Genomic DNA, 15894 nt, shown 5'->3' with positions numbered 1-15894 from the left:
CTTATAAGCACAAACTAATAGCCACAAACTAATAGCCACAAAAAAGCTGAGCAATGGCTCAGCTTTTTTGGATAACTATCTTTATCAAACTTAGTCACTCTTTATCTAGTCATTCTCAAGGAATGAGCGCAAATGCTCAGAGCGTGATGGATGACGTAGTTTGCGTAGCGCTTTTGCCTCGATCTGACGAATACGCTCACGGGTCACATCGAACTGCTTGCCGACTTCTTCCAACGTATGATCGGTTGGCATATCGATACCAAAACGCATCTTCAATACGCGGGCTTCACGTTCAGTTAGATTACCCAACACATCACGCGTCGCTTCGCGTAGACCAGCTGCCGTCGCATCATCAACAGGGCTTGAGATCGTACCATCTTCGATAAAGTCGCCTAAGTGCGAGTCTTCATCATCACCGATTGGCGTCTCCATAGAGATCGGCTCTTTGGCAATTTTCAGTACTTTACGCACCTTTACTTCGTCCATCTCTAAGCGTTCGCCTAACTCCTCAGGCGTCGGCTCACGGCCCATCTCTTGTAGCAATTGACGTGAGACACGGTTGATTTTGTTGATGGTCTCAATCATATGCACAGGGATACGGATAGTACGCGCCTGATCGGCGATAGAGCGAGTAATCGCCTGACGAATCCACCACGTGGCGTAGGTCGAGAACTTGTAACCACGGCGATATTCAAATTTATCAACGGCTTTCATTAGGCCGATATTACCTTCTTGAATAAGATCCAAGAACTGCAACCCACGGTTGGTGTATTTTTTGGCGATGGAGATAACCAGACGTAGGTTAGCCTCAACCATTTCTTTTTTGGCACGGCGGGCTTTGGCTTCACCAATTGCCATACGACGCGCCACATCCTTCATGTCGTGAATTTCCATCTCAAGCTTTTGCTCATAATCACGGATTTTACGCTGTAAAAGAATAACGTCGTCGGTCACTTTTTCTAGCGTCTCGCTGAAGGCAGGCTTGCCTTTTAGGCGTTCGGTCAACCAATCGACGTTAGTCTCATTACTTGGGAAGGTTTTGCGGAACTCTTCACGCGGCATACGACCACGACGAATCACCAAGCGCATGATCTGACGCTCTTGCTTACGCACATCATCATAGACGTCATGCATGATAGCCATGACCTGATCGGACATACGATTATTGAGCTTGAGCATCATAAAGCGCTCAGCGAGCAGCTTATAAGCTTCGTTAGCTTGCTCACTACCACGACCATAGTCAAGCAGCGCTTGCTTGGCAGTCATGAATAAGCCTTCGATCTCCTCTAAGCGAATACGCACTTCTTCAGGATCGATACCAGTGGTTTCTTCTTCTTCCTCAGTCTCATCATCATCGTCTTCGTCATCATCATCCTTTGCATTGGCTTTGGTTTTGACAACGGGCATTTTCTCGCGCTCTTTCTCGCGTTCGCGTGCCTCTTTGGCTCGCTCTTTTTCGGCTTCTGCAGCGGCTTTATCTTCCTCAGTTTCAGGATCTAAAAAGCCCGTGATCACATCGGAGAGCTTCTTGTCGCCATCGACCACTTTTTGATACTCATCAAGCACGTATTGTACTGTTCCTGGCCAATATGACATCGCATGCTGCACGTCACGAATACCTTCTTCAATACGCTTGGCAATAGCAATCTCGCCCTCACGGGTCAGTAGATCAACCGTACCCATCTCACGCATATACATACGTACAGGATCAGTGGTGCGACCGGGATCAGTTTCTACCGCTGCCAATACTGCCGCAGCCTCATCCGCTGCTGCCTCATCATCGTTTGAGTCATCGTTCATCAAAATATCATCAGCATCAGGTGCCGATTCAAATACTTTAATGCCGACGTCGGTCAACATCTGTATGATGTCCTCGATCTGATCGCTTTCGGTGATGGAGTCGGGTAGCTGATCGTTAACCTCAGCATAGGTCAAATAGCCTTGCTCTTTACCCATTTGGATAAGCGTGGCTAGCTGAGATGTGGACTTAGAAACTGACTTATCGTTCATAAATACTCACTTTTTTGTCGGACATTTTTATTATTTAGGTCAGTCATACTAGCTTTGGGTTGCTGATCTAGTCATGAGACTGATCCTAGTTAAGCGTAGTCATAAATACCAATAATAAAAACGAATGGATATAAATAAAAACTCAAAATACTACAAGGTTATTCAAAAAATATTGTCTAAATAATTTATCGAAACAAGGATCAAAATTCATGGTGTTTTATAATTTAAAAGCGCTGGTTTAGAGCCACTAAGAATATATAAACGGCGTAGTTTAGCACAGACCCTAGTAAACGAGCATAAGGTTATGAATTAACGGTTATAAAATCACTAGGACATTTATGTCACTAGAATATTCATGTCTATATGTTTTTGGCTTTATATAAGACACCTTAACCATAAACAATGGGGTCAGTAGGCTGGCTTTTAAAGGACTTGCAGCGGTTATCTGTTTTTTAATTAAAAATAACTCAAATACTAACCATTTGCGCGGATTGTTCTGCCTGCTGCTCTCGTAGCCAGTTACTCAAGAGCTGAGCCTGCATACGTACAATAGTCGCCTTGATATGATCGGGGTTTTTTACTAAATCTTGTATCTTTTTTCTCATGTTACGCTCTAACAGCTGACTCACTAAGTTTTCAATCAATTCATCAAGGCTTAACACATTTCTTAGGGTTAAGGTCTTAAAAAAAGCGCCCCAATTACGGCTGAGTGCTTGTTGAGTTGAGGGCTTTAAATTAGATAAAACAAAATGGGCTGCGGCATTGGCATCTAGTGGCAAGTAGTTCGAACAGCGTTGAATGGTGCTTACGACATCGAGTAAAGGGTCGTCTTGTAGATCGTCCCAAGCCAAGGGGCGCAGAGCATCATCAGACGCTTTTTGCTTAATATGTGCGGGTAGGTTTAATCCATGAATACCCGCTTGTTGCCAAATAACCTGAATAGGATCATCGGCCAATGCACTTGGTTGAAACAAAAAGCACAGCTGTAATTGCTGGCTGATGGTCATCTCACCATCAAAGTCTAATAGCGCGTCTTTGGCCTCAACGTTTTGACTGCGCCTGCCGCCAAGCTTTTGATAGATATCGTTGTTGAGTAAATAACGAAAGCTGCTACCTTTGGGGAGAGAGTTGGTCAGCGTCCGTACTTGCGACATGAGCTTAGCTTTACCTTCAGCCAAGCTCATGTCATAGCGCTCGCTTAGATAAGCAAAGATATACTGCGACAGTGGCATGGCCTGAGCGATCTGTTCGCGCATAGCTTCAACGCCATGACTTTTGATAAAGGTATCAGGATCATGGTCATTTGGCAGACTTAAAAACCGCAGCTCTTTATCATCACCTAGCACAGGCAGCGCAATCTCAAGGGTACGCCAAGCGGCCTTTTGACCTGCGCTATCACCATCAAAGCTCAACGTTAGCGTCGGGTTCAGGGTCAATAGCCGTGAGATTTGGCTCTCATTAATAGCGGTACCCATCGAGGCAATCGCCCCATAAATACCTGCTTGATGCAGAGCGATAACATCCATATAGCCTTCGACCACTAGCCAGTCGTTGGCACGTTGCTGGCGCGATTCATAATAGCCATAGAGTACATGCTGCTTATGAAAGACGGGCGAGTCTGAGGAGTTGATATATTTGGGCTTGACCTGATCATCGAGCGCCCGTCCACCAAAGCCGATAGTACGACCTTGATTATCTCGAATCGGAAAGATAATCCGATCTCGCAGTAGGTCATAGTCGCGACCTGAGTCTGATTGGCGCACTAGTCCGAGCGCTTTTAAACCTTCGATATCTTGCGGGAACTCGTGTTCAAGATGCTGCCAGCCAAAAGGCGCGTAGCCTAAAGCAAAGGTCTCAATACTTTGTTCTGTGATACCGCGTGTCATAAAATAATGCTTGGCATGCGGATGAGTCTGCAAATTACGCTGGTAGAATTGCTCAATTTTTAGCAGTAAATCGTACAGATTGCCGTCTTTGTCAGCGCTATTTTCAATATTGGTGTTAGCAGCACTCTCATCACTTAACCATGGGGGCGAGCTATTGTGGTTTACATCATCAGCACCACCGACGAAGTAGCTATCGTCATAACCTGTACTATTATAGTCATCGTCGTAAAAGTTTTGATTGGCATAATTGCTGTAATCGTCAGCGTTATCATAGCTGACAATATCATTAGCTGGTGAGCTGGCAGCAGGTTTTTGCGTTTGGACAGGGCTAGCACTTGTTGATTGAGCCGCAGGTTCTGCATATGGCTTGCTATTATTTTGATTATTACTGTGCTGATAATTATCATGCTGAGATGCCGCTTTAGGTTTAGTCACCGTGCGCTTATAGCTGACGTTTTGGCGATCCTCTTCTGGTATCTCAATACCGGTCTGCTTCGATAGCTCTTTTACTGCTTCTATAAAGGTAAGGTTCTCGTAATCACGTAAAAAGCTAATAGCATTGCCGCCGACATTACAGCCAAAGCAGTGATAGATATTCTTTTGTGGATTGACATAAAAAGAGGGTGATTTTTCGCCATGGAACGGGCAACAGCCTCGATACTCACTTCCTGCGCGTTTAAGCGTAGTATGGCGACCAATAATGCTGATAAGATCAGCTTGGCTACTTAGTTGCTCAAGGATGTGATTTGGGATACTCATTAGAAGGGCATTTTACCATACGAGAGAGATGATTTACTGGATCAAATATAGCCTATATTTAATTATTATAAAATAGCCTAAGCAAGGCAAGCAATTAAATTTGCTCATTAAAACTATAAAGGTAAGACCAACGAATGAGTTAGTCTTACCTTTGCTTTTGTATATAAACCTACAAAATTAAGAGTAGGGTATATGTCAGCTATTCATCTTCTAAATCAACATCAAAATCAATAGATTCAATAGGCGTATTGCCTGGCGTTAGACGAATACTATCGCGACCATCATTAGGCAGAGTAGTGCGACGAGTTGGATTGATGTTCTGTGGATCAACAGCGGCTTCTATAGCGGCGGCGCTCGCGCTACCTTGTCCAGATACTTGCTCAGTGGCACTCTCAGGCAAGCCTAAACCGATATTGATACCACTACGGCGGCCTGATAGATTGCCCAAACCTTGTGCGGGAGCATTGGTATTTGCAGCAGGTAGCTGCAACTGCGCCGCATTAAGGATAGTTTGAGTCTTAGTTGCGCCGCTATACTGACCTTGAGCATTTGAAGTGTCGTTCATGCTGGCGCGGCCCAATTGTCCAAAGGTCAGCTTGTTCAACCAAGAGCGATCCGCTTGAGTATCGATTTTTACTTGTCCATCACGGGTAAGTATGTCTGGATAGTTGATCTGTAGCAAGGTTTTGTACTGCTCAGCCAAGTCAGTCAATCCCAATTGCTGATTGCTATAAGCGAGTATAGCGATAGCTTCTGGTACTGATTCGCTAAGCGGGTAGTACTGAAAAGTCCACTTGGCACGATTGGCAGCGGCAACATAAGCCTCGCGTTTGATGTACCAATTAGCAGCCGTCAGCTCACTTTGAGCAAATTGATTATAAATAAAAGTCATACGTTGCGCGGCATCAGGCGCATAAGGACTACTAGGGTACTTGTTAATCAGCTCTTGAAAATTAGCAAAAGCAAGACGTAAATAGCCAGTATCACGCTCAGCTTGATTGGTCTTAAACAGCTTAAGCCCCTCAGATGAGCCTTGCATATTGGCTATGCCGCGTACGTAATAAGCATAGCTCACCTGCGGGTTTGACGGGTATAGACTGATAAAGCGCTCGCTACTGGCGGCAGCGTTTTCATAATTACCACCTGCAAACTGCGCGTACATCATATCAAGCAGTGCCTGCTCAGCATATTGCCCAGTAGGATAAAAGGTGCGCAGACTATTCAAGTCCTCTACCGCTTGAATATAGCGACCTTTGTCGATCTGCGTGATAGCATCACGGTAATACCCTTGCTCAGTTTTCTCAGCAGTTTCGACTGCATCAACGTCTTTGCTGGTTAAGTTTTTGATAGTCTGACAGCCCACTAAATTTACGCTTAGTGCCAGTAAAGTTACCGATGATAATTTGATAAAGGTGTTGCCTACAGGACGCATACTTCTCTCCGCACAAAATGCATAACAGCAAAAGCCATCGTGCTGATAACAGGTTAATGATAATAGACTCTAATAAAGCTGCTAAATTAATAAAACTAAAATAAGAGCTTGCGCTAAAATAGGCCTTACTTTATAGAATAATAGCAGTCTCGTCTATTTTTTCGTGGTTTATTTTAGACAGGTCATGTCAAAGGCCCTACTATATCTCTTTCAAGTTAGCCATAGCCATAAAATAATAGACAGCAAGTACAGACGACAACAATAAAAAAATAATGATATATAGTACGATAATTTGTACAGTTTAGCATGGGTCGTGATAATGGGTAATGAAGAATCCTAGCAATGCCGATAAATATACAGTAAATTACCACGAAGTCATATTCCAGACAGTATGAGGCTGCTGGCATGAGAATTTTTTATGTTTTTATCATGGCTATATTATTATCAGTATATAGAGCATCAGTCTGTAGCGTGCTACACTAGGCGCCTAATTGATTACACCTATAAGTTTTAGTATAAATTAGCGAGATAAATCAGCTATCTACATCAAATTATTATAAAATTTATTTCGTGCCTTTATAATCTATAACTATCTGCTATAACTATCTGCTATGACTAACTGTTATGACTAACAATATAAGCAACAACCCTATGAATGATACTACTAAAAACAACCACGCTGACAAGACTAATGTCACATCAGACATCGAACCCTTGGTTCAAGAATCAGCTGCCGCTGATGATAACTGTGGCGATTATGACGAGTCATTAGACGATGATCATAACGACGAATTGCTAGACGATGAAGATGAGGCTCTTGATAACGACGATGAACAGGTAGCGCCGCAGAGCATACCTGAGATTATCAACATTACTCATACGGTCGCGGATAATGAGGCTGGGTTGCGTATCGATAAGTTAGCCGCGCTAATATTTACGGACTTTTCGCGTGCTCAGCTGCAAGGTTGGATCACTGATGGCAGTCTACTGCACAATGGCGAAATTCAAAAGTCCAAACAGCGAGTCAAAGCCGATGATGTGTTACATTTATCAACGACTTTGCAACAGCATAGCGAAGATATGCCTGAGAATATTGCCATTGACGTAGTCTATGAGGACGATGCCGTACTTGTCATTGATAAACCTGTTGGTATGGTCGTCCATCCAGGCGCGGGCAATCAGACCGGCACGCTGGTCAATGCGCTATTGTATCACTATCCGCAGCAGCATCATTTGCCGCGAGCAGGTCTCGTGCATCGTATCGATAAGGACACTTCAGGGCTATTACTTATCGGCAAGACCAAGCCTGCCCAAATGGCACTGATGGAGCAGTTAAAAGACAAATCAGTCTACCGTCATTATCAGTGTGTCGTTGCAGGAGATCAAGCGGCTCTAGCTCGCCATCGCCGCATCGATGCACCGATTGGACGTCACCGCAATCAACGCACAAAGATGACAGTGATGACTGCAGGTCGCGATGCCGTAACCCATCTATTAGATATCACGCCACTAAACGATAATTATTGCCTGCTAGATGTCGGACTTGAGACGGGACGTACCCATCAAATCCGCGTGCATCTTAGTCATATCACTTATCCAATTGTAGGTGATCGGGTCTATGGTGGTCGTCGTCAATTGCGAGCAGGCTTAACAGAAGCACAGCGCCAAGCTATCGGCAGCTTTCCGCGTCAAGCGCTGCATGCTTACGCCTTAGGCTTTGTCCATCCAACTACAGGTGAGGATATCGAAGTCACAACCCCTGTCCCTGAGGATATGCAACAGCTTATTGCGGTTCTGAGTGAAGGCTATGATGTTGAATAAAAAATATCGAATAAAAAATGTTGAATAAAATATGAACAACTTGCCTGCAAGTAGTGATTCCACTCAAACTATGCCACTATCAGTAGTGGCGCAGTTTGATGAGGTGACCGTCTATCAAACGTCAGCTTTGGTCATTGATGCTGTTGATAGCGGGCAAGATGATAGTGAGCAAAACGACAGTAAGAAAAATGATAGCGAGCAACATCGTTCGAATATGTTGCAAACAGGTCAGAGTAGCTATGGCAAGCTCAATTTAGGCTTACATGTACAAGACAATGCTGAAGTCGTCTTACAAAACCGTATGGATTTATTAGGCACTATTAATCAGCAATTAGAGCTAGCACAAACAGCTTTGCCAAACTCAACTATAAAAATCCCAGCTATCAAAAGCTTACATTGGGTCAATCAAGTTCATGGTCAGAAAATCCATGATATCGATGCGTCGCGGCTATCTATGCAACCATTGGATGCTGATGCGCTGGTCAGTCGGCAAAGCGGAGTAGGACTGGCGATTATGACCGCTGACTGCGTGCCTATTGTTTTATACCAACCAGCGACTCACCAGATAGCCGCTATCCATGCAGGCTGGCAAGGGTTGGCTTGTGGGGTAATAAAAGCTACCGCCGAGCGCTTCGATAATAAATCGCCGATTATGGCTTGGGTCGGGGTCTGTATCAGTCAAGAAAACTACGAAGTGGGTAGTGAGGTCGCTGACAAATTGCTAGCAGGCTGCACGGATAATCAATTGTTATCAAGCGCTCAGCTGCATAACTTTACTCAGCTATTTTGTCTAAAAAGCGATAAAGAAGATAGATGTAATAGCGATGACAAGCTTAGGCTTGATCTGCCAAAGTTAGCTATAGCGCAGTTACAAGCCTTATCTATTACACTATTAAATGAGTCAGCTATTGACTGTAGCTATGATGATAGTCGTTATTACTCTTATCGCCGTCAGACCCATTTGCAACAATCTATGACAGGGAGGATGGCGTTGATTATTGTCCATCACGACCCCATTGAAAACCGTATGTCTAAAAGCTAGCTATTGACTCAGCGTATGGCTTTGAGACTGCTATTTAAGGCATGTCCTTAATTAATAAAATTATTTTCTAATAAAAAGATTCGAGCTTGTATGAATACATCTGTAGCATCTACCAAAACACCTAATAAACAGGGTTCCCATTTATCTATTGCAGTGATTTACCATAGCAATTATGGGCATACCAAGCGTGTCGCTGAAGCGGTAGCGACTGGCGCGCGTCAGCAGTTGCCTGAGTCGCAAGTCAAAGCAGTAGATGTTCATGATGTCGATTGGGATTTTTTGGATCAAGCGGACTTATTAGTGTTCGGTAGTGCAGTCTATATGGGCAGCGTGCCTGCTGGATTTAAGACCTTTATGGATGAGACCTCAAAGCGTTGGTACAATCGTGAGTGGGAAGGCAAGTGGGCAGCTGCTTTTGCCAACTCAGGTGGGCTAAGCGGTGATAAACTTGCCGTATTACAGCAGATATGTCTATATACTATGCAGCACGGTATGAACTGGATTGGTTTACCCTTGATGCCTACTGGTCATACGGAAACGGATCTAAACCGTCTCTCAAGCTTTTTGGGATTGATGACTCAATCAGGAGATGCGCCACCAGACGAGACCCCTTGTCAGGGCGATATCGATACTGCGATCTGGTTTGGCGATCATTTGGCTAAGACTATCATTAAGCATCAACCTATAGCGGTCTAAATCATAAAGAGGGCTTAAGGTTTTATTATAAAAGGGCAGATATTCATACGAATATCTGCCCTTTTTAGCATCTTATTACTGCATTTTAAATTATGAAGTTTTAGCTTCTCTGAGCTTTGAATCAAGGTCGTTTGTCATCTGCATAAGCAGTCACTGGAATAGGACTAGCGCCAAGCTGAATTAAATTTTGACAGCCTGTTAATAAAGTGGACAGTGCTAACATCCAAGTAAGCGTTAATATTTTCATATAAACTTTCAACCTAAATGGGCTAATAAATAAAATAGCTTACGGCTAGCATTAACTATCGAATCAACATGCCCTAGTATATATCGTTAGTTGAAAAAAGATAAGCTGATAAAAAAGCGACTAATACTATTAATCGCTTTTTTACTGTTGAGCGCTTGCTACTTATTAGGATTGGCTGACCAAACAGGCGAGCGAATAGTACCATCGCCAGACTTACCAAAAGACGCGCCACCATTAAGTGATTTAATGGTTATCACGCCTTTACCATTCTGCCTTGAAGCATAAACCACGCGCTTACCATTGGGTGAAAAGCTGACCCCTTCGTCTATGCCCGTGCTACCGATATTCGTTACTATAGCGCCGCTAGTATTCATAATAGCGGCAGAGCGACCGCTCAAAAAGCCAATTTGCGTGCCGTCACTGCTATATTTTGGGGTAGTAGCATAGCCACCTCTAGAAACTTTACTAATGCGTCCTGAGCCAAACTCATAACGGTAGATCTCAGGTCGATTGAATGAGGCTTTGTTTGAGACAAAGACAAAAGATTTGCCATCAGGCGCGTAACTTGGCTGTGATTCACTAGAGGGCCAATTAGTCAGTTTGACTAGACCACCGCCGCCAGCATTGATTTGATAAATGTTCTCACTACCTTCAAAGCTCCCTGAAAAAATGATGTTGCTACCATCAGGAGAAAATGAAGGACTGATACTAGTACCGTTATAAGGGGTGATAGAGGTAGCACCGCCGCCGCTGACATTTTGCACATAGATCGTTTGATAAGATTTGTCGCGTAGGACAGAATAAGCGATTCTTGAGCCATCAGGTGACCAAGCAGGTGCAAATATTGAGCCATTTACCTCAGTAATTGTTTTAGCATTCTCGCCATCGGCATCCATTACCTTGAGGCGTGAGACTTTATCTTTACCTACGCCTGTCTCTTCGATATAAGCAATGCGCCCTGAAAAGTCGCCTTCTATACCTGTAACTAATTCATAGACTTTATCAGCGATGACATGAGCAGCATAACGCATACTTTCTTTATCGTTATTGGCGCTCAAGGACTGCTTGCCTTGTATGACTTGTCCAGTATTAACATTGATCACTTCATAATCAGTGATGATCTTACCGCGATCGCTACGCGTACTACCGACCACTAAATAGGGGATACCTGTGTTCTGCCAAACAGGTAGCGTGCCTGCCAGCTCACTGCTGCTACGTGGCTGCTGTGGTAACCCTGTGCTGGTCACTTTCAACTCTGTCCGACCTAAGTCATTCAAAATAATTGATGACATAGTGGTATCGCCGGCAAAAGGCACAAAGGCGACTTGGTTTTGTTGTCTTGGAGCAACCACGGTTACATCAATTTCCATTGGTGCAGCATTAGCAGTGTAATTAGGTATTACGAGTAATGATGTTAGCAAACATGTACTTGATACTATACCGAGAATAGATGACGTAGCCAATTTCATAAGTTAATACCCTAATTCAAAAATGTAATTATTATAGCGACTCAATAACAAAAGCTAGCTTTAAGCTTTGCAATAACTTCATAAAGCACTACTGAGATAGCAGAACATGATAATACTTTATCTAGATTTAATACTCTCAAAACTAGGTAACTGTCACATTAATTACTAAACTTGCGAAAGCTTTGGCATTGTCTAGATCAATTGGCAATGGGCTAGCATCGTAAGCTGCTTTTTCTGCTGCTTTATTGACATCTGAGTTTGATCCGCTAGCTTTAGCAGACAATACGTTACCTCGTGCATCTAACTGCAGCGTAATTCTAGCAGTTATGCCTTGTGTTTGAACGGGCGCTTTAAGATTTCTTTGAATCTTATCAGCAATACCACTCTTAAAGTCACCTGTAGAGCGTGTTGAGCCGCCATCTCTAGTAGCAGATGAGCTACCACCAGATACTGTAGCCTGACCGTCTGCCAAATCAAAATTTTTGCCTGCGTTACTTGAGCCGCCCAGATCAATATTGATATTGCGATCGCCACGAGTGGGTTTATTCACTCTAGGCTGATTATTAGCTTTGGCACGAAATTCTCTAAGTTCTTTTTGCTCTTCGATACGCTCATCTCTTTGCTGTTGCTGGAATTCATCAAGTGCTTGCGTGCCATCCAAAGCCGCTGCTGCTTCTGCCATGTTACGATTATATTCTGCCATTTGTTCAAGACGTTTTTGGTGTTGCTCTTCACTCATCAGCATCGGGCGGCTGGCGGGCTCATCAGAACGCGTAAACACAGGCTCTTGTTGCGAGCTTGCCTGAGCGGTGCTTTGATCTGACATATCACTACTATCAGACTCATTCATTTGCATTTGGGCTGCAGCACTACTACTCGCACTAGCGGCTTGCTCGGCCGATGCGGCTCGATTGGCAAGTATTTGCCCTTGAATCTCAGCAAGCTCACCTGGCGTTACCATCGTTGTCTCAATACTACCTGCAATCTCAAGTGTTGGCGTCTGATAAGTATAAATAAGTACCCCAAGTATAATACCATGCGCCAGCAAACTTAGCAGCGTAGGCATTGTGAGCCCATCGCCTTCAGGCTGAGTCGGTACATAGACGGCAGGGGCATTGTTCATAATATAAAGACCTAAGAATTTGACGATCTACTTTTATCTGGCAAATAACTATTTGATTTTATAACTTTATAACTGCTTATTAATTAACAGCCATTATAGTGCAGGCGTAGGTAGAGGCGCACCCGTTAATAATCCTACCTTTTGGATACCTGCTTGTTGCAAGTTCGCCATTAAAGCCATGATAGCGCCGTATTGGTTATTCTGATCAGCATTAATCATAATTTGAACAGGTTGCCCGTTTTCGGCGCTACTTTGGGCTTGTAGATTACTCAGAGTATTGATCAGCTCAGGCTCACTGACAGGCATGTCCATATTATTCTCGTAGCTGATAAAGATCTCGCCATTACTGGTCAATGAGATAATAACAGGTAGCTGGTTTTGGCTCATACTAGTGGTCTGCTCTTTAGGTAGATCAACATCGACACCAGTCGTCAGCATAGGCGCCGTTACCATAAAGATGACCAGTAGCACTAACATGACATCAATATAAGGTACGACATTCATATCGGCATTGAGCTCAGACTTTTTGCGGCTATAAGGACTTGGCTTCATAGTCCAGAGCCCTGAATACCTTGAGATCCTCTAGCGATCTGCGTTTTTGGTAGAACCGTTTGACTCTCAGTGCTAGTCTCACGTTGTAGCATTCCTGTCATCTCATCGCAGAACAGCGCTCGCGACTCATATAGCCGGCTAGATTTATTGGTAAAGTGATTATAGGCGAGCACCGCAGGAATAGCGGCGAACAGACCCATAGCGGTAGCGATCAGCGCCTCAGCGATACCAGGTGCTACTGAGGCAAGGGTGGCTTGCTCGGTTTGTGACAAGCCCAAAAACGCATTCATAATACCCCATACCGTACCGAACAGACCGATATAAGGGGCAACCGAGCCGATGCTAGCAAGGGTGGCGATACCTGATTCTAGCTGTTGCTGCTGACGGCCCAGTCCTACGCGCAGCTTACGCTCTACACCGTCGATGATGTCATCTTTTGGCTGACGTTTTTTATGCATGCGCAGATATTCAGAAAACCCGACATAGAATATTTGCTCAAGCCCTTGGCGATCAGGAGATCCTTGAATGCCTTGATAAAGCTTGGCCAAATCCTCACCTGACCAAAACCAAGTCTCAAATTGCTGATCAAAGCTTTTAGCTGTGCCTAAACGCGAGCTTAAACGAAAAATAATGACCCAGCTCAGTAGCGACGCTAACAATAATAGCGCCATAACGATCTGCACCAATAAACTGGCTTGGGTAATGAGATCAATGATATTTAAGGATTCGGGCATACAATGGACTCGCAGTGAATAAAAGTAACGTAAAGGGGCAGCTCTACATCAAGTAAACCTAAAATTTTAGAATAAGTGGTTGACGACTGTTTTTATAGCAGCTATGCAGCCTGTTTTAAACCGTTAGTGTACTTCTAAATGTCTAAAAGGTCATTATTAATATGTTATTTAGACAATATGCTACCTAGTCGTCAAATAAAAGATGACAAGCTTGAAAAAATATAATAAGGTTTGTCTTGCAGGTCAAATTGTAATTTTAAATTACATAATATGTCTATCAGTAGCATTTATGAAACAGCTGCTTGTGTAATTTAAAAATTATGAGGCGTTAGTTTAATAGGGTATGTTTGAGAGTCAGGATAAATACTGCTCATAGCTACACTTTTATTAAAGCTAAAATTTAGAGTAAAGGCAGAACAATAGGAATGCTAATTGCTATTGTTCTGCAACGAACATTGTGCAACAAAGGGTAGGGTTACCATAGTGTCGGGTTTTTATAAACGTGGGGGCGAGACTCCTAACGATGCTAGCAAGTAATCTTAACCCCTTAGAATGACTAAACTAGATAAGCTTCTTCTCGTATCGCTTAAAAACCATTCTATACAGGATCATGTGTCAACGACATGATCAAACAATCAAATATGTCCTAACAAATACTATTGAGCTATAAATGCTTTTTTGGTGTTTATGGTGTTTTTAGTTTATTAACTGATAACTGACCTGTTTGGAACGCAAATTGGAAGCGGTACTTAATGAACGCAATTGGGAAGCGATACTATGAATGCTATTGAGAAATATTTTGGAATCAACGGTGATAACACCACCATCAAGACAGAGATTCTCGCAGGTGTAACCACGTTTTTGACGATGGCTTACATCATTTTTGTCAACCCTAACGTATTAGCAGACGCTGGTATGGATAAAGGCGCGGTGTTTGTAGCTACTTGTCTAGCTGCAGCAATCGGCTGTTTTATTATGGGGCTCTATGCCCGCCTGCCAGTAGCACTAGCGCCTGGTATGGGTCTTAACGCCTTTTTTACTTATGGCGTAGTGCTGGGCATGGGCTATCCTTGGCAAACCGCACTAGGTGCGGTATTTTTGTCGGGTTGTATCTTTATACTGTTAAGCTTGTTTAAGATTCGTGAAATTATTATTAATTCTATTCCGAACTCTTTAAAGCAAGGGGTAGTCGCAGGTATTGGTGCTTTTTTAGCTTTTATTGCGCTGCAAACCTCAGGGGTGATCGTCAATAATGATGCCACCTTAGTAGGCTTAGGTGATATGACCACCTTTGGTCCCGCAATGGCCGCTTTAGGCTTTATCGTTATTGTTGGTCTATCTTATAAAAAAGTGCCAGGCGCGGTGACTATCGGTATTTTATTAGTGGCTTTGATTAGCTTGCTTACTGGTAATACCCAGTTTACAGGATTTATATCTACGCCTCCATCTATCGCGCCAACACTCATGCAACTTGATATTGCTGGTGCGTTTGATGTTGGTATGATCAGTGTTATCTTTGCTTTTTTGTTCGTTGATTTATTTGATACCGCAGGTACTTTGATTGCAACGACTAAGCAGGCAGGTCTAGTCAAGGAAGATGGTAAAATACCTAATATGGGTAAAGCATTACTAGCAGATTCAACAGCAACGGTAGCAGGGACGCTCTTAGGTACTTCATCAACGACCAGTTTTGTTGAAAGTGTATCAGGTATTGCTGCAGGGGGTCGTACGGGTCTAGTGGCGGTAACTGTCGGTGTATTATTTCTGCTAAGTATGTTCTTTGCTCCGCTTGCTGGTATGATTCCCGCTTATGCTACTGGCGGCGCGATCTTTTATGTTGCCGTGCTTATGCTGGCTACTCTAAAAGAGGTCGATTGGTTTGACTTGACGGAGGCGGCGCCAGTCGTTGTAGTCTTGCTATTTACACCACTAACTTACTCTATTGCCGATGGTATTGCTCTAGGGTTTATTACCTTTACTGCAGTAAAAGCGTTAACAGGGAAGTTCTCTGAAATTGGTATTCCAGTGATAGTGTTAACTATAGTGCTACTAGCTAAGATTATCTTTGTTTGATACTTATATGACTCATCGCAAATATTAAGCTATTTTTAGCTCAAAAAACC

General features: G+C 43.4%; 12 protein-coding genes. 4 read left to right on the top strand and 8 right to left on the bottom strand.

The features are described 5' to 3' along the window. Positions 1-105: 105 nt before the first annotated feature. The 3 genes from rpoD to Q9G97_RS07425 all read right to left on the bottom strand — a co-directional run bounded on the left by rpoD (position 106) and on the right by Q9G97_RS07425 (position 6087). Positions 106-2010, bottom strand: a complete 1905-nt coding sequence (gene rpoD / locus Q9G97_RS07435; protein WP_305898287.1) for an RNA polymerase sigma factor RpoD — start codon at positions 2008-2010, stop codon at positions 106-108. Positions 2011-2477: 467 nt separating this feature from the next. Continuing rightward, positions 2478-4655 carry a DNA primase gene (locus tag Q9G97_RS07430; protein WP_305898286.1) on the bottom strand — a complete coding sequence of 726 codons (2178 nt, stop codon included), beginning with the start codon at positions 4653-4655 and terminating at the stop codon, positions 2478-2480. A gap of 199 nt (positions 4656-4854) precedes the next feature. Beyond that, positions 4855-6087: an outer membrane protein assembly factor BamD gene (locus Q9G97_RS07425; protein ID WP_305898285.1), complete on the bottom strand. Its 1233-nt coding sequence runs from the start codon at positions 6085-6087 to the stop codon at positions 4855-4857. 624 nt (positions 6088-6711) lie between these two features. Between Q9G97_RS07425 and Q9G97_RS07420 the strand changes: the two genes are divergently transcribed. The 3 genes from Q9G97_RS07420 to Q9G97_RS07410 all read left to right on the top strand — a co-directional run bounded on the left by Q9G97_RS07420 (position 6712) and on the right by Q9G97_RS07410 (position 9646). Next, the gene (locus Q9G97_RS07420) at positions 6712-7908 is read left to right on the top strand and encodes an RluA family pseudouridine synthase (RefSeq protein WP_305898284.1); all 1197 of its coding nucleotides are present in this window, start codon (positions 6712-6714) and stop codon (positions 7906-7908) included. A 31-nt stretch (positions 7909-7939) separates the two neighbouring features. Then, positions 7940-8950 (top strand): polyphenol oxidase family protein, encoded by a 1011-nt coding sequence (locus Q9G97_RS07415; protein ID WP_305898283.1) that lies wholly within the window; start codon positions 7940-7942, stop codon positions 8948-8950. Positions 8951-9040: 90 nt separating this feature from the next. Then, on the top strand, positions 9041-9646 hold the full coding sequence (locus tag Q9G97_RS07410) for a flavodoxin family protein (RefSeq protein ID WP_305898282.1): 606 nt from the start codon (positions 9041-9043) through the stop codon (positions 9644-9646). 121 nt (positions 9647-9767) lie between these two features. Here Q9G97_RS07410 and Q9G97_RS07405 read toward each other — a convergent pair whose 3' ends face one another. From Q9G97_RS07405 to tolQ, 5 genes are all read right to left on the bottom strand, one after another. Further along, the gene (locus Q9G97_RS07405; protein WP_305898281.1) at positions 9768-9893 is read right to left on the bottom strand and encodes a hypothetical protein; all 126 of its coding nucleotides are present in this window, start codon (positions 9891-9893) and stop codon (positions 9768-9770) included. A gap of 158 nt (positions 9894-10051) precedes the next feature. Continuing rightward, complete coding sequence (locus Q9G97_RS07400) at positions 10052-11263, bottom strand: translocation protein TolB (RefSeq protein ID WP_305898280.1); 1212 nt, start codon at positions 11261-11263, stop codon at positions 10052-10054. A gap of 241 nt (positions 11264-11504) precedes the next feature. Further along, positions 11505-12485, bottom strand: a complete 981-nt coding sequence (locus Q9G97_RS07395; protein WP_305898279.1) for a cell envelope integrity protein TolA — start codon at positions 12483-12485, stop codon at positions 11505-11507. A 93-nt stretch (positions 12486-12578) separates the two neighbouring features. Continuing rightward, the gene (gene tolR, locus Q9G97_RS07390) at positions 12579-13037 is read right to left on the bottom strand and encodes a protein TolR (RefSeq protein WP_305898278.1); all 459 of its coding nucleotides are present in this window, start codon (positions 13035-13037) and stop codon (positions 12579-12581) included. After that, positions 13034-13771, bottom strand: a complete 738-nt coding sequence (gene tolQ, locus Q9G97_RS07385) for a protein TolQ (protein WP_305898277.1) — start codon at positions 13769-13771, stop codon at positions 13034-13036. Before tolQ ends, tolR begins: the two co-directional genes overlap by 4 nt. Positions 13772-14548: 777 nt before the next feature. On the opposite strand from tolQ, the gene Q9G97_RS07380 reads away from it, so the two are divergent. Then, positions 14549-15844: an NCS2 family permease gene (locus tag Q9G97_RS07380; protein WP_305898276.1), complete on the top strand. Its 1296-nt coding sequence runs from the start codon at positions 14549-14551 to the stop codon at positions 15842-15844. The last annotated feature ends 50 nt before the right edge of the window (positions 15845-15894 follow it).

Source organism: Psychrobacter sp. M13 (assembly GCF_030718935.1).
GTDB lineage: Bacteria > Pseudomonadota > Gammaproteobacteria > Pseudomonadales > Moraxellaceae > Psychrobacter > Psychrobacter immobilis_G.
Note: the sequence above shows the minus strand (reverse complement) of the source record. Positions and strands in the feature narration are given on the sequence as shown.